Genomic DNA, 15,560 nt, shown 5'->3' on the forward strand with positions numbered 1-15,560 from the left:
GGCCCGAAGCGCCCGTGGGGACGCGTCAGTCGTTCAGTTCCTCGGCCAGCGCACGCAGCGCGAGCCGGTACGAGCCGATGCCGAATCCGGCCACCGTGCCGCTGGCCACGGCCGCGATGACCGAGGTGTGACGGAACTGCTCGCGGGCGTACGGATTGGAGATGTGCACCTCGATGAGCGGGGCGGTGCGCTGGGCGGCCGCATCCCGCATTCCGTACGAATAGTGCGTGAACGCACCGGGGTTGATGACGACCGGGACGGCTCCGTCGGCGGCCTCGTGCAGCCAGCGGATCATCTCGCCCTCGTCGTTGGTCTCCCGGACCTCGGCCTCCAGGCCCAGCTCCTTGCCGAGCCGGGCGCACTCCTCGACCAGTCCGGCGTAGGAGGTGGCACCGTAGACATCGGGCTCGCGGGACCCCAGCCGGCCGAGGTTGGGGCCGTTCAGGACGAGTACCCGCCGCAGCGCGCCGCTCATGAGGCGATCTCCGCGTGCGCGGCGAGCAGCATGGCCGGGTCCGGGCCCTCCAGGACGGTCGGCTTGGCCAGGCCGTCCAGGACGATGAAGCGCAGCCGGTCGCCGCGGGACTTCTTGTCGACCTTCATCGTCTCCAGCAGCTTGGGCCACTGGTCGCCGCGGTAGGTCAGCGGCAGCCCGACGGAGGCCAGCACCGCGCGGTGCCGGTCGGCGGTGGCGTCGTCCAGACGGCCGGCGATCCGGCCGAGTTCGGCGGCGAAGACCATGCCGACGGAGACCGCCGCGCCGTGCCGCCAGTTGTAGCGCTCGTTCTTCTCGATGGCGTGCGCGAGGGTGTGGCCGTAGTTGAGGATCTCCCGCAGACCGGACTCCTTGAGGTCCGCGGAGACCACCTCGGCCTTGACCCGGATCGCCCGCTCGATCAGCTCGGCGGTGTGCGCGCCGTCGGGGCGCTTGGCGGCCTCGGGGTCCGCCTCGATCAGGTCGAGGATGACCGGGTCGGCGATGAAACCGGCCTTGATGACCTCGGCCAGGCCGGAGACGTAGTCGTGCACCGGCAGGGTGTCCAGCGCGGCCAGGTCGCACAGCACGCCGGCCGGCGGGTGGAAGGCGCCGACGAGGTTCTTGCCCTCGGCGGTGTTGATGCCGGTCTTGCCGCCGACCGCGGCGTCGACCATGCCCAGGACGGTGGTCGGGATCGCGATCCAGCGCACGCCGCGCAGCCAGGTGGCGGCGACGAAGCCGGCCAGGTCGGTGGTGGCCCCGCCGCCGACGCCCACGATCACGTCGCTGCGGGTGAAGCCGGACTGCCCCAGCGCCTTCCAGCAGTACGCCGCGACCTCGGCCGTCTTGGACTCCTCGGCGTTCGGCAGCTGGATGGCGATCGCCTCGTAGCCCTGGGAGGCGAGGTCCTCGCGCAGTGCCTCACCGGTGGCGGCCAGCGCCTCCGGGTGCAGCACGGCGACCCGCTTCACGCCGTCGCCGATCAGGCCCGGGAGTTCACCGAGCAGTTGCCGCCCGACGAGCACCTCGTACGGGTCGGTGCCCGCGGTGCCGCCGACCTGGATCCGGGTGGCCTGCTCCGTCATGCGTTCTCCTCCCTGTGGGCCGCCTGCGGGGCACCGCCCGCGGCCGGCCGTAGCTCCAATGCGTCCAGGATCGCCTCGGCGACCTGACCGGGGGTGCGCTCCGCCGTGGGGATCACGGCGCGCGCGACCTCGGTGTAGAGCGGACGACGCCGTTCCATCAGTTCGCGCCACTGCTTGCGCGGGTTGACGGCGAGCAGCGGACGGGGGGCGTCGAGGCCCACCCGCTTGACGGCGTCGGCGAGTTCGACGTCGAGGAAGATCACCGGCAGCCCGGTCAGCAGCGCGCGGGTGCCCTCGTCGAGGACCGCGCCGCCGCCCAGCGCGAGCACGCCCGGGTGCTCGCCGAGCGCGCTCCGGACCGCCGCCCGCTCCAGCTCGCGGAAGTGCGCCTCGCCCTGGTCGATGAAGATCTCGGCGATCGGCCGGCCGGCGGTGGCGACGACGTCCGCGTCGGTGTCCCGGTAGCCGACCCCCAGCCGCTCGGCCAGCAGCGCGCCCACCGTGGACTTACCGGCACCGGGCGGGCCGATCAACACGACGACGGGGGACGTCATTTGATCGCCAGGTTGTCGAGGAAGCCCTGCACGTTGCGGCGGGTCTCGGCCACGCTGTCGCCGCCGAACTTCTCCACCACGGCGTCGGCGAGGACGAGGGCCACCATGGCCTCGGCGACGATCCCGGCGGCCGGCACGGCGGAGACGTCGGAGCGCTGGTGGTGGGCCTGGGCCGCCTCGCCGGTGGTGACGTCCACGGTCTTCAGGGCGCGCGGCACCGTCGCGATCGGCTTCATCGCGGCCCGCACCCGCAGCAGTTCACCGGTGGTCAGGCCGCCCTCGGTGCCGCCGGCGCGGCCGGAGACGCGCCGGATGCCCTCGGGCGTGTTGACGATCTCGTCGTGCGCCTTGGAGCCGGGCACCCGGGCCAGCTCGAAGCCGTCGCCGATCTCGACGCCCTTGATCGCCTGGATGCCCATCAGGGCACCGGCGAGCCGGGCGTCCAGCTTGCGGTCCCAGTGCACGTGCGAGCCGAGGCCGACGGGCACGCCGTACGCCAGCACCTCGACCACACCACCGAGCGTGTCGCCGTCCTTGTGGGCCTGGTCGACCTCCGCGACCATCGCCTTCGACGCGTCCGCGTCCAGGCAGCGCAGCGGGTCCGCGTCCAGCTTCTCGACGTCGGCCGGCGTGGGGTACACGCCCTGCGGAGCCTTCACGGAGCACAGCTCGACGACGTGCGAGACGATCTCGATCCCGGCGGTCTCCTTCAGGAAGGAACGCGCCACCGCGCCCAGCGCCACCCGGGCCGCGGTCTCCCGGGCCGAGGCGCGCTCCAGGATCGGGCGGGCCTCGTCGAAGCCGTACTTCTGCATGCCGGCCAGGTCGGCGTGACCGGGGCGGGGACGGGTCAGCGGCGCGTTGCGGGCCAGCGCGGCCAGCTCCTCCGGATCCACCGGGTCGGCCGCCATCACCTGTTCCCACTTGGGCCACTCGGTGTTGCCGACCATGATCGCCACCGGCGAGCCCAGCGAGCGGCCGTGCCGCACGCCGCCCAGGAACGTGACCTCGTCCTGCTCGAACTTCATGCGGGCACCGCGGCCGTAGCCCAGCCGGCGGCGCGCCAGGGCGTCCGCCACCAGCTCCGTGGTGATCGGGACGCCGGCCGGAAGGCCCTCCAGCGTCGCCACCAGTGCGGGGCCGTGCGACTCCCCCGCCGTCAGCCAGCGCAACCTGCTCAACGGTGCTCCTCAGTACTGCTCATCCGCGTACGGTCTCCCCCTGATCCTCCCACGTCACGCGGGAGCGGCGGCGCCGAGTCCAGGAAGCGGACCCCGGCGTCCGCGCGGGGAACCGTCCGATGGCTCAGCGGGCCGCGAGGGCGGCCTCGCCGGCCGCGCGCATCGCGGCCAGCGGTGCCGGCGAGCGGCCGGTCATCTGCTCCACCTGCAGCACGGCCTGGTGCACCAGGAGATCCAGGCCGCCGACCACCGCGCCGCCGCGGTCGGCCCAGGCTCCGGCGAGCGCGGTCGGCCAGGGCTCGTAGAGGACGTCGAAGAGCGTGCCGGGCCGGTCCGGGACGGCGGCGGCGAGTGCGTCGGTGGTGCCGGCGGGGGTGGTGGCGATGGTCAGCGGGGCGGCGAAGGCCTCGGCGGCCCGCTCCCACGGGGCGGTGCGGACGGCGACGCCGAGCCGTTCGCCCCAGCCGCGCATCTCGTCGGCGCGGGCCTCGCTGCGGACGTACGCGGTGACCTCGCCGGTGCAGATGCGGGAGAGCGCGGCGAGGGCCGAGGAGGCGGTGGCACCGGCGCCCAGGATCGAGGCCCGCTCGACCTGCTGTACGCCGCGTTCGCGCAGGGCGGCGAGCAGGCCCGGGATGTCGGTGTTGTCGCCCAGGCGGCGTCCGTCGGGCGTGAGGACGACGGTGTTCACCGCCTCGACCGAGGCCGCGGTGGGGGTGATCTCGTCGAGCAGCGGGATCACCGCGCGCTTGAGCGGCATGGTCAGCGAGAGCCCGGCCCACTCCGGCCCGAGCTCTGCCAGGAATCCGGGCAGCGCGGCCTCGTCGACCTCGTGCCGGCCGTATTCCCAGCCGGTCAGGCCGAGTGCGTCGTAGGCGGCGCGGTGCAGCACCGGCGAAAGGGAGTGCGCGATGGGCGACCCGAGGACCGCGGCCCGGCGTGTGGGGCTCATTGCTTCGCCTTCTTGTGTTCCTGTTCGTAAATCCGGCGGTTCCGCTCGTGCTCTTCGTTCGTCTCGGCGAACAACGTCTTCTCCGGGCTGATCGAGACGAAGTAGTACCAGTTGCCCTTGGCCGGGTTGATGGCGGAATTGATCGCCACCTCACCGGGATTGCCGATCGGGCCGGGCGGAAGTCCCTTGAACTTGTAGGTGTTGTAGGGGTCGTTGAAGTGCCTCAGATCGTCGACGGAGCCGGTGTCCAGGGTGCTCTGGGACCGGGCGTAGTTCACCGTCGAGTCGAAGTCGAGCAACCCGTAGGTCTCCGTGTTGTTCGGCTTGAGGCGGTTGTAGACGACCCGCGCGACCTTGACGAAGTCGTGTTTGTACTTGCCCTCGGCCTGGGTGAGGCTGGCAACGGTGAGCAGCTGCAGCGGCGAGGAGAGGTGGAACTCGCGTGCCTTCCCCTCCAGGTCGTACTTCGCGTACACCTGCTTGGCCCGCGACACCATCTGCTTGAGGACCACGGCCGGCTTCGCCTTGTCACCCACGCTGTACGTGGACGGGTAGAGGAAGCCCTCCAGCGGGTCCTTTATCTCGCCGTTGTCGTCGGCCCAGGAGGGCAGACCGAGGCTCTTGACGTCGGCCTTGGCGACGTCCTTGGTCGTGCCCGCCTTGAGGTGCAGCTTCTTGTCGATGAGCGCGTAGACCTCCTTCGCCCGCAGCCCCTCGCGGATCGTGAGGCCGTTGCGGCTCTTGGGGTCCAGCATCAGCTCGATGGCCGAGGCCGCGGACATCTGCTTGCGGAGCGAATACGTACCGGGCTGCAGCGACCTGGCGTTCTTGTTGTCGCCGGCCGCCTCGGTGAAGGCCCCGGCGCTCTTGATGACGCCCTTCTTCGCGAGGATCTGGCCCATTTCCAGGCCCGTCGAACCGTCCGGAATGTCGACCTGGACCGCACCGGAACCCTCGCCCTCGTAGTCGGGCGCCGATCCGAAGTGGGCCATGAAGAAGTCGTAGCCGAAATAGCCGACGGTGCCGACCGCGCCGGCGAACACCAGCGTCATGACCAGACAGGCGGTGCCGCTGCGGCGCTTGTTCTTCTTGCCGTTCCGTTTGCCGCGCCGCTCGCGGCCGCCGCGGCTCTCGCCCGGTTCGTCGTCGGGGTACTCGTCCGCGTCGTCACCGGCGAAGAACGAGTGGTCCGGCTCCGGTTCCCGCGGCCGCTCGGGGTCGGCCCGCCAGTCGTCGCCCGGGGCGTCCTCGTAGGCGGCGGCGTTCTCGTACGCGGTGTCGTCGTACGGCGCCCCGGCGGGCTGCTGCTCGTACTGCTCCGGCGGGTACGGCTGCTGGTGCGGCACCTGCTGGTGCTGGTGCTGCGGGGCCTGCTGGTGCTGCGGGGCCTGCTGGTGCCCGTGCTGCGGTTGCTGCTGGTACGGGTCCTGGTGGCCGTAGTAGTCCTGGCCCGCTCCGGCGTACGGATCGGCCGGGGGCTGCTGGGTGGCGTAGGGGTCGTACGGGTCGTACGCCGGCAGCTGCCCGGTCGAGGAGCCGTCCCAGCCCTGGCCGTAGTGCTGCTGAGGATGCTGCTGGGGATCCGTGTAGTGCTGCGGGGCGGACTGCTGCCCGCCCCACTGCGGCTGCTGCTCCCGGCCTCCGTAGGGCCCCTGGTCTCCGTAGAGCGGGTCCTCGGGATGCCACGGTTCGGAGCCGTAGCCCCGGCCATACTCGGTCATCGATCCCCTAGAGCCGAGAGGCGGTGCGCTCCGTACGGGCAGCGCGCTTGCTGTACCGATCCGCCTCTACTTGCACGTGCGGCTGTTCGAACCACCGCCACATCGCGCGGCACGTTACCGTATCGCGATCAGATGACCACTTCGACGCCCTCGCCCGGAGGTTCCCCGGACACGCGTTCGGTTTCCAGTGCGCTCTGCAGGATCACCACCGCGGCCGCCTGGTCGACGACCGAGCGGCCCTTCTTGCTGCGTACGCCGGAGGCGCGCAGGCCCTGGGTCGCGGTGACCGTCGACATCCGCTCGTCGACGAGCCGGACGCCTACGGGTGCGATGTTCTTTGCCAATTCCTGGGCGAACGCCCGGACCTTGGCCGCGGCCGGCCCCTCTCCCCCACTGAGGGAGCGGGGCAGGCCGACCACGACCTCAAGGGGTTCGTACTCCTCGACGATCGCCTTGAGCCGACGGTGCGCTGACGGGACGTCACGTCCCGGCACGGTCTCGACGGGGGTGGCGAGGACCCCGTCGGGGTCGCACGAGGCGACCCCGATGCGGGCGTCCCCGACATCGACCGCGAGGCGCCGGCCGCGTCGCATCTCACTCACGCGCGTCAGGCCGCCTCGGAGACCAGGCGCTCGACGGCCTCGATGGCCTCGGGCACCGCGGCCGGGTTCTGGCCGCCGCCCTGGGCGACGTCCGGCTTGCCGCCGCCACCGCCGCCGAGCGTCTTGGCGGCCGTACGGACCAGGTCACCGGCCTTGATGCCGCGCTCGCGAGCGGCGTCGTTGGTGGCGATGACCGTCACCGGGCGGCCGTTGGCGACCGCGAAGAGCGCCACGACGGCGGCCCGGCCACCCTGGATGCGGCCCCGTACGTCGAGGACCAGCTTGCGCAGGTCGTCGGCGGCCGTGCCGTCCGGGACCTGGCCGGTGACGACGGCCACACCGCGGACGTCCTTGGCGCCCTCGGCGAGGCCGGCGGCGGCCTGGAGCACCTTCTCGGCGCGGAACTTCTCGATCTCCTTCTCGGCGTCCTTGAGCTTGCCGAGCATCGCCGAGATCTTCTCCGGCAGTTCCTCGGAACGGCCCTTGACCAGCTCCTGGAGCTGGGCGACGACCGTGTGCTCCTTGGCCAGGAAGTTGTACGCGTCGACGCCGACCAGGGCCTCGATGCGGCGCACGCCGGAACCGATGGAGGATTCGCCGAGCAGCTTCACCAGGCCCAGCTGGGCGGTGTTGTGCACGTGCGTGCCGCCGCACAGCTCCTTGGAGAAGTCGCCGATGGTGACGACGCGCACCCGGTCGCCGTACTTCTCGCCGAACTCGGCGATGGCGCCCTGCTTCTTGGCGTCGTCGATCGACATGATCTCGGCCTGCACGTCGAGCTCGCGGGCCAGGACCTCGTTGATCTTCTGCTCGACGTCCGTCATCACGGCCGTGGGCACGGCGGACGGCGAACCGAAGTCGAAGCGGAAGCGGCCGGGCTGGTTCTCCGAACCGGCCTGGGCGGCCGTCGGGCCGAGGGCGTCGCGCAGCGCCTGGTGCGTGAGGTGGGTGGCGGAGTGGGCGCGGGCGATGGCACGGCGGCGGGCCACATCGATGGTGGCGTGGGCCGTGGCGCCGACCGTGACCTCGCCGACCTGTACGACGCCCTTGTGGACGTACACACCCGGAACCGGCTTCTGGCAGTCGCGGACCTCGATGACCGCGCCGTTGTCCAGCTTGATGCGGCCGGTGTCACCGATCTGGCCGCCGCCCTCGGCGTAGAACGGGGTGCGGTCCAGGACGACCTCGACCTCGTCGCCCTCGGTGGCGGCCGGCGAGGAAGCGCCGTTGACCAGCAGGCCGACGACGGTGGACTCGCCGTCGGTGGACGCGTAGCCGATGAAGTCGGTGGCGCCGGCGCGGTCGGCGATCTCGCGGTAGGCGCCGAGGTCGGCGTGGCCGTGCTTCTTGGCCTGGGCGTCGGCCTTGGCGCGCTCCCGCTGCTCCTTCATCAGGCGGCGGAAGCCGTCCTCGTCCACCGACAGGCCCTGCTCGGCGGCCATTTCGAGGGTGAGGTCGATCGGGAAGCCCCAGGTGTCGTGGAGCAGGAAGGCCTTGTCGCCGGGGAGGACCGCGCCACCGGCGGCCTTGGTCTCCGTGACGGCGGTGTCGAGGATGTTGGTGCCGGCCTTCAGCGTCTTGAGGAAGGCGGCCTCCTCGGCGAGGGCGACCGTCTCGATGCGGCGGCGGTCCTCCAGCAGCTCGGGGTACTGCTGGCCCATGGTCCTGATGACCACGTCCAGCAGCTCGCCCACGACCGGGCCGGTGGCGCCCAGCAGGCGCATGTTGCGGATGGCGCGGCGCATGATGCGGCGCAGGACGTAGCCGCGGCCCTCGTTGCCCGGGGTGACGCCGTCGCCGATGAGCATCGTGGACGTGCGGAGGTGGTCGGCGACCACGCGCAGCGAGACGTCGGTGCCGTCGGAGGTGCCGTAGCGGACGCCGGTGAGCTCGGTGGCCTTGTCGATGACGACGCGCAGGGTGTCGGTCTCGTACATGTTGTGGACGCCCTGGAGGATCATCGCCAGGCGTTCCAGGCCGAGGCCGGTGTCGATGTTCTTGCTGGGCAGCTCGCCGAGGATCTCGAAGTCCTCCTTGCCGGTGCCCGCGCCGCGCTCGTACTGCATGAAGACCAGGTTCCAGATCTCCACGTACCGCTCGTCGTTGACGGCCGGGCCGCCCTCGACGCCGAAGTCGGGGCCGCGGTCGTAGTTGATCTCGGAGCACGGGCCGCACGGGCCCGGGACGCCCATGGACCAGTAGTTCTCCTTCTTGCCCAGGCGCTGGATGCGCTCCTTGGGCACGCCGACGACCTCGTGCCAGATGCGCTCGGCCTCGTCGTCGTCGAGGTAGACGGTGATCCACAGGCGCTCGGGGTCGAGGCCGTAGCCGCCGTCGGCCTGCGAGCCGGTCAGCAGCTCCCAGGCGTGCTTGATGGCGCCTTCCTTGAAGTAGTCGCCGAAGGAGAAGTTGCCGCACATCTGGAAGAACGTGCCGTGCCGGGTGGTCTTGCCGACCTCTTCGATGTCCGGCGTGCGGACGCACTTCTGGACGCTGGTCGCCGTCTTGTAGGGCGGCGTGACCTCGCCGAGGAAGTACGGCTTGAAGGGGACCATGCCCGCGTTGACCAGCAGCAGCGTCGGGTCGTCCGCGATGAGCGACGCCGACGGCACGACGGTGTGCCCGCGCTCCTCGAAGAAGCGCAGCCAGCGCCTGCGGATTTCAGCCGACTCCATCAGTGGTCCTCTTTTCCAGTCGGTCCGGTCAGACCGGTCGGTCCGGTTGTTCTCGTGGTTCGGTGGTGCCCTTCGAGCACCGCGCGGCGCGGTGCGGGCAGCTCGCGCGCCTCGGCCGGCCTGCTCAGGCCGAGGGCCTCGTGCAACTGCTCTTCACGGTCCGCCATTCCGCTGCGTACGTCCAATGCAAATTGGCGCAGCCGGTGTCCGGTCTCGACGGCCTTGTCCGCGGCCTGCGCGGCGAGGCTGTCGGGCTGCAGCTTGCGCAGCTTTTGGTGGACCTTGTTGGTGGCCCACACCCCGGCGGCGGCGCCGGTGGTGAACCAGAATGCGCGGCGGAACATCGCGGTGATCAGTCCTTGGAGCGGCGGTTGCGGCGCCCGCCGCGGCGGGCGCCGGGCAGGGTACGGCCGACGACGACGGTGCGCTTTGCGCCGGCGGCAGGGGCTTCTGCGCCCTTCTTGCCGATCGCGCGGCGCACGCCGTAGCCGAACGCGGCCACCTTGACCAGCGGTCCGCCGAAGGCGGAGGAGACGGTCGAGGAGAGCGCCGAGGCGTTGGCGGTGACCTCCTGGACGTCGGCGGCGATCGCGTCGACGCGCGCCAGCTGGGTGTGCGCGGAGCGGACGGTCGCGGAGGCGTCGGCGAGCAACGGCACGGCCTGCTCGGACACCTCGGCCACCATCTTCGTCGTCGCCTTCAGCGTCTGTGCGAGCCTCACCAGCACGAGGGCGAGGAACGACACGAGGATCGCCCAGAAGACGGCCACGAGGATCCCGGCCACCTCTCCACCGGACACGTTGGCACCACTCTCCGACTGGTCTGGTCTCGTCCTGCTCGAACGGCAACCTTGACCTTATCGCGCCGTGACTGTCCGTCCGTACCCAGTTCTCCGCGCCGGGACGGGGGCGTCCGGGGAATCCGCGGAGGTGATTGTACGGTCCGCATCCCGCCGAGTACGCTCCGTGTGCCATGCGACGCTTCACGGGCCCCGGGCCCGCTTCCGGCCCCTCTCCCGACCGTCCGGAAGGGCCGGGGAGGCAGCCCCGCGGGACGGGCGGGCCGCCGGGCGGGCCGGGCAATCTCCCCGCGGAACTGAACCGGTTCATCGGCCGCGACGACGAGCTGGCCGAGCTGGTCCGGCAGGTGGGGTCGGCCCGGCTGGTGACCGTCACGGGGCTCGGCGGAGTCGGCAAGTCACGGCTGGTCCGCCACGGCTCGGCGATCTTGCAGGATCGCTTCTGCGACGGGGTGTGGCTGGTCGAGCTGGCCTCCCTGAACGAGCCGCACCTCCTGGACCACGCGGTCGCCGAGGCGCTGGCGCTGGCCGACCACAGCGGCCGCCCGGTGCGCGCCGCGCTCTGCGACCACCTCGCCGGCCGTGAGTTGCTGCTCGTCCTGGACGGCTACGAGCACCTGGTGGACGCCTGCGCCGGGTTGACGGCCGAGCTGCTGCGCCGCGTGCCGGGGCTGCGGGTACTGGCGGCCGGCCGCCGGCCGCTGGGGATCCCGGGCGAGCAGTTGCTGCCGCTGGCGCCGATGCCCGGAGACGATGCGGCGGCACTGTTCGCCGACCGGGCCGCGGCCGTCGTCCCGGGTTTCACCGTCGGCCCAGGGAACGAGGCCGCGGTCGGCGAGCTCTGCGAGCGCCTGGACGGCATCCCGCTCGCGCTGGAACTGGCCGCCGGGCGGCTGCGGGCGCTGTCGGTGGACCAGGTGCTGCTCCGGCTCGACGACCGGTTCCGGCTGCTGACCGGGCGGACCCGGGGCGCGCTGCCCCGCCACCGGACGCTGCGCTGCGCGATCGGCTGGAGCCATGAGCTGTGCACGCCCGGGGAGCGGCTGCTGTGGGCCCGGCTGTCGGTGTTCGCCGGGCAGTTCGACCTGGAGGCGGCGGAGTACGTCTGCTCGGGCCCGGAGCTGCCGGCCGGCGAACTCCTGGACACCCTGGAGGAGTTGGTCGCCCAGTCGGTGCTGGTCCGGGAGGAGACCGCGGCCGGGGTGCGCTATCGGATGCTGGACACCGTACGGGCCTACGGCGCGGGCTGGCTGGAGGCGACGCGGGACGCCGAGCGGCTGCGGCGGCGGCACCGGGACTGGTACCTGGGGCTGGCGACATGGTGCGAGCTGGACTGGTTCAGCTCGCGTCAGGCGGAGATCGCGGCCCGGATCGAGGCCGAGCTGCCCAATCTGCGGGTGGCGCTGGAGCAGAGCCTGCAGAGCACCACCGAGACGCACCTGGGGCAGTACCTGGCGGGCACGCTGTGGTTCTACTGGGTCGGCTGCGGGCGGCTGTCGGAGGGCCGGCACTGGCTGGACCGGGCGCTGGAGCTGGACGGCGGCCATGACGACGCCCGGCTGAAGGCGCTGTGGGTGGCCGGGTACGTGGCGGTGCTCCAGGGGGACACCGTCGGCGCGCTGGGGGCGCTGCAGGAGTGCAGCGAGGAGGCCGAGCGGACCGGGAACGCCACCGCGGCCGCGTACGCGCTGCACCGCACCGGCTGTCTGGCGCTGGTCTGCGACGACATGCCGCGCGCCGAGGAGCTGCTGCGCGGGGCGCTGGCGCGCTACCGGGAGATCGGCGAGCTCAACAGCAATGTGCTGATGGGGCAGGTCGAGCTGGCCATGGCGGTGGCCTTCCAGGGCGAGCTGGCGGACGCGGTGCGGCTGTGCGAGGACGTCCGGGAGGTGTGCGAGGACCACGGGGAGCGCTGGACGCTGGCGTACGCGCTGTTCGTGCTGGCCTTCGCGGCGTGGTCGCGCGGCGAGGCGGGGCGGGCCCGGGCGCTGCTGGAGGAGTGCCTGGCCATCGACCACACCTTCCACGACCTGCTGGGCGCGGTGCTGGCGATCGAGCTGCTGGCGCTGGTGACGGTGGGCGAGGGCGATGCGGCGGAGGCGGCGGTGCTGCAGGGCGCGGCGGGGCGGATCTGGCCGTCGGTGGGGCTGCCGCTGTTCGGCTCGCGCTATTTCAGCCGGCCGCACGCGCTGTGCGAGGACCGGGCCCGGCGGGAGCTGGGGAACGGGAACTACGAGCGCTGCCTGCGGGAGGGCGGCCGGCTCGATCTGGACGCGGCGGTGGCCCGGGTCCTGCGGCCGGCCGGACCGCTGCCGGCCCCGCGCCGGGCGGTGCGGATCGCGCCGCCGGCCACGCACGAGCCCGCCGCCTCCCCCTCCGCGAGCGGCGGGGAGACGGCGGGCTGAGGTGGTGCTGCGCCGCGCGGTGTGGCTCTAGCGGGCGTAGTACTCGACGACGAGCTGCTCGTCGCAGATCACCGGGATCTCCTTGCGGTTGGGGTCCCGGTCCAGGCGGAACGCCAGCGCCGGGAGGTTGACCTCCAGGTAGCGCGGGGTCTCGCCGTCGGGGGCGTAGCCACCCTCGCGCGCGACCTGGAAGGGGTGCTTCTCGCGGCTGCGCTCGCGGACCATCACGACGTCGCCGGGGCGGACGCGGAAGGACGGCTTGTCGACCTTGCGGTCGTTGACCGCGATGTGGCCGTGCACGACCATCTGACGGGCCTGGTAGATGGTGCGGGCGATGCCCGACCGCAGAACGAGCGCGTCCAGACGGCGCTCCAGCTCGACCACCAGGGCCTCGCCCGTCTTGCCCTCGGCCTTGCGGGCGCGGTCGTAGGCGCGCGCCATCTGGCGCTCGCTGATGTCGTACTGCGCGCGCAGACGCTGCTTCTCCAGCAGGCGGACCTTGTAGTCACTGCTCTGCTTGCGGCCGCGGCCGTGCTCGCCGGGCGGGTAGGGGCGGGCCTCGAAGTACTTGACGGCCTTCGGAGTCAGCGCGATGCCGAGCGCGCGCGACTTCTTGACCTTGGGACGCGACTGGTTCACGTGGAACGTTCCTCCATGTAAGTTAGGTGAGGCTTACCTTAGCGCGAGGAGAACGCATGTTTCGACCTGGGATCCCCCTGCCCGGTGCTGGTCAGAGCACCGGGACGGGTCAGCCGCGTCCCGTGGAAGACGCCCAGCAACCGACCGCTGCCGAGCGCGTACGAACTCTCGTCGAATCCCATGGTATGGCGTCGCTGAGCGTCCCCGGAGTCGAGGATCCGGACGAGACCGGGCTGACGGCTCCGGTCTGCCGGACCGTGACGCGCGACGGGGACGTGCTGTTGCTGGTTCCCGGGGACTGTGCGGCGGCCCGGGCGGCCGCCCACGCCCAGGACGACGACCTGACCGCCGTGATGGAGATCACGGATGTGGCACCGGTCTCGGTGCCCCACCGCATCCGCGGCCGGGCCTGGCTGGCCGGCTGGCTGACCCCCGTACGCAACGGTCAGCGCGCCGAGGCCGCGCTGCTGCTCGCCGAGCGGCACCCGGTCGGCGAGCTGCTCGGACTCGGCGAGGCACTGCACCCGGATCCGGCACCGGGGCTGTACGGGCGGACCGCCTGGATGATGCTGCGCCTGGAGGTCGGCGAGGGGGCGGTGGACGACCTCTGGGGCGCCGGGCCGGTCGAGCCGGACGACTTCGCGGCGGCCGCGCCCGATCCGCTGGTCGCCCACGAGGCCGAGCTGCTGCAGCACCTGGCCGCGGCGCACGGCGAGCAGGTCCGCGGACTGTGCTCGCTGCTGGGCGAGCGCGGCCGGGTCTGCGGGGCGCGCGAGAAGGCCGTACCGGTGGCCCTGGACCGCTTCGGGCTGCGGGTCCGCTTCACCGACCGCGGGCAGCGCTCCTTCGACGCCCGCTTCGACTTCCCCGAGCCGGTACGGGACGTGGCCGAGCTGCGGCGGGCGATGCACACGCTCTTCGAGGCCGCGGCCCCCTAGACCGCGGCCGACGGCCTGCCGGGCCGATGCCTACTCGGCGGAGGCCTCCCCCGAGGCGCCGCGCAGACGGGACCGGACCCGGTCCGCCACATCGGCGTAGCGGGCCTCGGCGCCATGGCGGGTGGGCTCGTAATAGCGCCTGCCGTGCACCTCGTCCGGGGCGTACTGCTGGGCCGCGATACCGCCGGGCAGGTCGTGCGGGTACTGGTAGCCGTGTCCGTGGCCGAGCTTCTGGGCGCCCTTGTAGTGGCTGTCGCGCAGATGGAGCGGCACCGCACCGGCCTTGCCGGCCCGGACGTCCGCCAGCGCGGCGTCGATGGCCAGATAGGCGGCGTTCGACTTCGGCGCCAGGGCGAGGGCGATGGTCGCCTGGCTCAGCGTGATCCGGGCCTCCGGGAAGCCGATCAGCGCCACGGCCTGGGCGGCGGCGACCGCGGTCTGCAGCGCCGTCGGATCGGCCAGGCCGATGTCCTCGCTCGCCGAGATCATCAGCCGCCGGGCGATGAACCGCGGGTCCTCCCCCGCCTCGATCATCCGCGCGAGGTAGTGCAGCGCGGCATCGACGTCCGAGCCGCGGATCGACTTGATCAGGGCGCTGGCGACGTCGTAGTGCTGATCGCCGGACCGGTCGTACTTCACCGCGGCCCGGTCGACGGACTCCTCCAGGGTCCGGAGGGTGATCTCCTTCTCGCCCTTGGCCAGCGCGGATCCGGCGCCCGCCTCCAGGGCGGTCAGCGCGCGCCGGGCGTCGCCGCCCGCGATGCGCAGCAGATGCGCCTCGGTGTCCTCGGGGAGCGTGACGGCCCCGGCCAGCCCGCGGGCGTCGGTCAGCGCCCGCCGCAGCAGCGCGCGCAGATCGTCGTCCGTGAGCGGTTCGAGGGTCAGCAGCAGCGAACGGGAGAGCAGCGGGGAGATCACCGAGAAGTACGGGTTCTCGGTCGTCGCGGCGATCAGGGTGACCCAGCGGTTCTCCACCGCGGGCAGCAGGGAGTCCTGCTGGGCCTTGCTGAAGCGGTGGATCTCGTCGAGGAAGAGCACCGTCTCCTTGCCGTACCCCCCGGAGGCGCGGCGGGCGCCGTCGATGACCGCGCGGACCTCCTTGACGCCGGCGGTGATCGCGGAGAGCTCCACGAAGCGCTTGTTCGTCGCCTGGCTGACGACGTACGCCAGGGTCGTCTTGCCGATGCCGGGCGGCCCCCACAGGAACACCGACGACGGCCCGGCGGGCCCGCCCGCCCGTCGCCCGCCACCACCCCGGCCGGAGGGCCCTTCGGGCCCGCTCCTCTTCTCGTCCTCGCCGACCAGTCTGCGCAACGGCGAGCCGGGCTTGAGCAGATGCTGCTGACCCACGACCTCGTCGAGGGTGCGCGGACGCATCCGCACGGCGAGCGGAGACCCCGCGGGGTCCTTCTCCTGGCGGTCTTCGGCGGCGGCGGTGAACAGGTCGGGCTCCACGCACACGAGCCTATGCCACCCCACTGACAACGCCCCGGCGACCGTCGGGGACGGACCGGGGCGCGGGCGGCCTCCC

Annotated in this window: 14 protein-coding genes; 2 read left to right on the top strand and 12 right to left on the bottom strand. The window is 72.3% G+C overall.

The genetic code is table 11. From position 1 onward, the window contains the following. Positions 1–25 precede the first annotated feature (25 nt). From aroQ to V2J85_RS11535, 10 genes are all read right to left on the bottom strand, one after another. Positions 26–475 carry a type II 3-dehydroquinate dehydratase gene (gene aroQ, locus V2J85_RS11490; protein ID WP_261952570.1) on the bottom strand — a complete coding sequence of 150 codons (450 nt, stop codon included), beginning with the start codon at positions 473–475 and terminating at the stop codon, positions 26–28. Then, positions 472–1,563: a 3-dehydroquinate synthase gene (aroB, locus tag V2J85_RS11495; protein WP_261952569.1), complete on the bottom strand. Its 1,092-nt coding sequence runs from the start codon at positions 1,561–1,563 to the stop codon at positions 472–474. Before aroB ends, aroQ begins: the two co-directional genes overlap by 4 nt. Then, a complete protein-coding gene (locus V2J85_RS11500; RefSeq protein ID WP_261952568.1) occupies positions 1,560–2,117 on the bottom strand; it encodes a shikimate kinase in 558 nt (185 codons plus the stop codon). The genes aroB and V2J85_RS11500 overlap by 4 nt, the downstream gene beginning before the upstream one ends. Beyond that, positions 2,114–3,298 (bottom strand): chorismate synthase, encoded by a 1,185-nt coding sequence (gene aroC / locus V2J85_RS11505; RefSeq protein ID WP_261952567.1) that lies wholly within the window; start codon positions 3,296–3,298, stop codon positions 2,114–2,116. Before aroC ends, V2J85_RS11500 begins: the two co-directional genes overlap by 4 nt. 124 nt (positions 3,299–3,422) lie before the next feature. Then, on the bottom strand, positions 3,423–4,250 hold the full coding sequence (locus V2J85_RS11510; RefSeq protein WP_261952566.1) for a shikimate dehydrogenase: 828 nt from the start codon (positions 4,248–4,250) through the stop codon (positions 3,423–3,425). Further along, a complete protein-coding gene (mltG, locus tag V2J85_RS11515) occupies positions 4,247–5,971 on the bottom strand; it encodes an endolytic transglycosylase MltG (protein ID WP_330821526.1) in 1,725 nt (574 codons plus the stop codon). Before mltG ends, V2J85_RS11510 begins: the two co-directional genes overlap by 4 nt. Before the next feature lie 128 nt (positions 5,972–6,099). Continuing rightward, positions 6,100–6,564, bottom strand: a complete 465-nt coding sequence (ruvX, locus tag V2J85_RS11520; RefSeq protein ID WP_330821550.1) for a Holliday junction resolvase RuvX — start codon at positions 6,562–6,564, stop codon at positions 6,100–6,102. 14 nt (positions 6,565–6,578) lie between these two features. Then, the gene (gene alaS / locus V2J85_RS11525; protein WP_261952564.1) at positions 6,579–9,248 is read right to left on the bottom strand and encodes an alanine--tRNA ligase; all 2,670 of its coding nucleotides are present in this window, start codon (positions 9,246–9,248) and stop codon (positions 6,579–6,581) included. Then, positions 9,248–9,592 carry a DUF6167 family protein gene (locus tag V2J85_RS11530; RefSeq protein WP_261952563.1) on the bottom strand — a complete coding sequence of 115 codons (345 nt, stop codon included), beginning with the start codon at positions 9,590–9,592 and terminating at the stop codon, positions 9,248–9,250. The genes alaS and V2J85_RS11530 overlap by 1 nt, the downstream gene beginning before the upstream one ends. Before the next feature lie 8 nt (positions 9,593–9,600). After that, positions 9,601–10,047, bottom strand: coding sequence for a DUF948 domain-containing protein (locus tag V2J85_RS11535; RefSeq protein ID WP_261952562.1), 447 nt, complete (start codon positions 10,045–10,047; stop codon positions 9,601–9,603). A gap of 173 nt (positions 10,048–10,220) precedes the next feature. On the opposite strand from V2J85_RS11535, the gene V2J85_RS11540 reads away from it, so the two are divergent. Continuing rightward, positions 10,221–12,452 carry an ATP-binding protein gene (locus tag V2J85_RS11540; protein WP_330821527.1) on the top strand — a complete coding sequence of 744 codons (2,232 nt, stop codon included), beginning with the start codon at positions 10,221–10,223 and terminating at the stop codon, positions 12,450–12,452. Between the two features lie 27 nt (positions 12,453–12,479). Here V2J85_RS11540 and rpsD read toward each other — a convergent pair whose 3' ends face one another. Continuing rightward, the gene (gene rpsD, locus V2J85_RS11545; protein ID WP_261952560.1) at positions 12,480–13,091 is read right to left on the bottom strand and encodes a 30S ribosomal protein S4; all 612 of its coding nucleotides are present in this window, start codon (positions 13,089–13,091) and stop codon (positions 12,480–12,482) included. Positions 13,092–13,276: 185 nt separating this feature from the next. Here rpsD and V2J85_RS11550 point away from each other — a divergent pair, with 185 nt between their 5' ends. Beyond that, positions 13,277–14,029 carry a DUF2470 domain-containing protein gene (locus V2J85_RS11550; RefSeq protein WP_261952559.1) on the top strand — a complete coding sequence of 251 codons (753 nt, stop codon included), beginning with the start codon at positions 13,277–13,279 and terminating at the stop codon, positions 14,027–14,029. A 30-nt stretch (positions 14,030–14,059) separates the two neighbouring features. Here the strand turns inward: V2J85_RS11550 and V2J85_RS11555 are convergent, their stop codons facing one another. Next, on the bottom strand, positions 14,060–15,484 hold the full coding sequence (locus tag V2J85_RS11555; RefSeq protein WP_261952558.1) for a replication-associated recombination protein A: 1,425 nt from the start codon (positions 15,482–15,484) through the stop codon (positions 14,060–14,062). Between the last annotated feature and the right edge of the window lie 76 nt (positions 15,485–15,560).

This window comes from Streptomyces bugieae (assembly GCF_036352915.1).
GTDB classification, from domain to species: Bacteria; Actinomycetota; Actinomycetes; order Streptomycetales; family Streptomycetaceae; genus Streptomyces; species Streptomyces endophytica.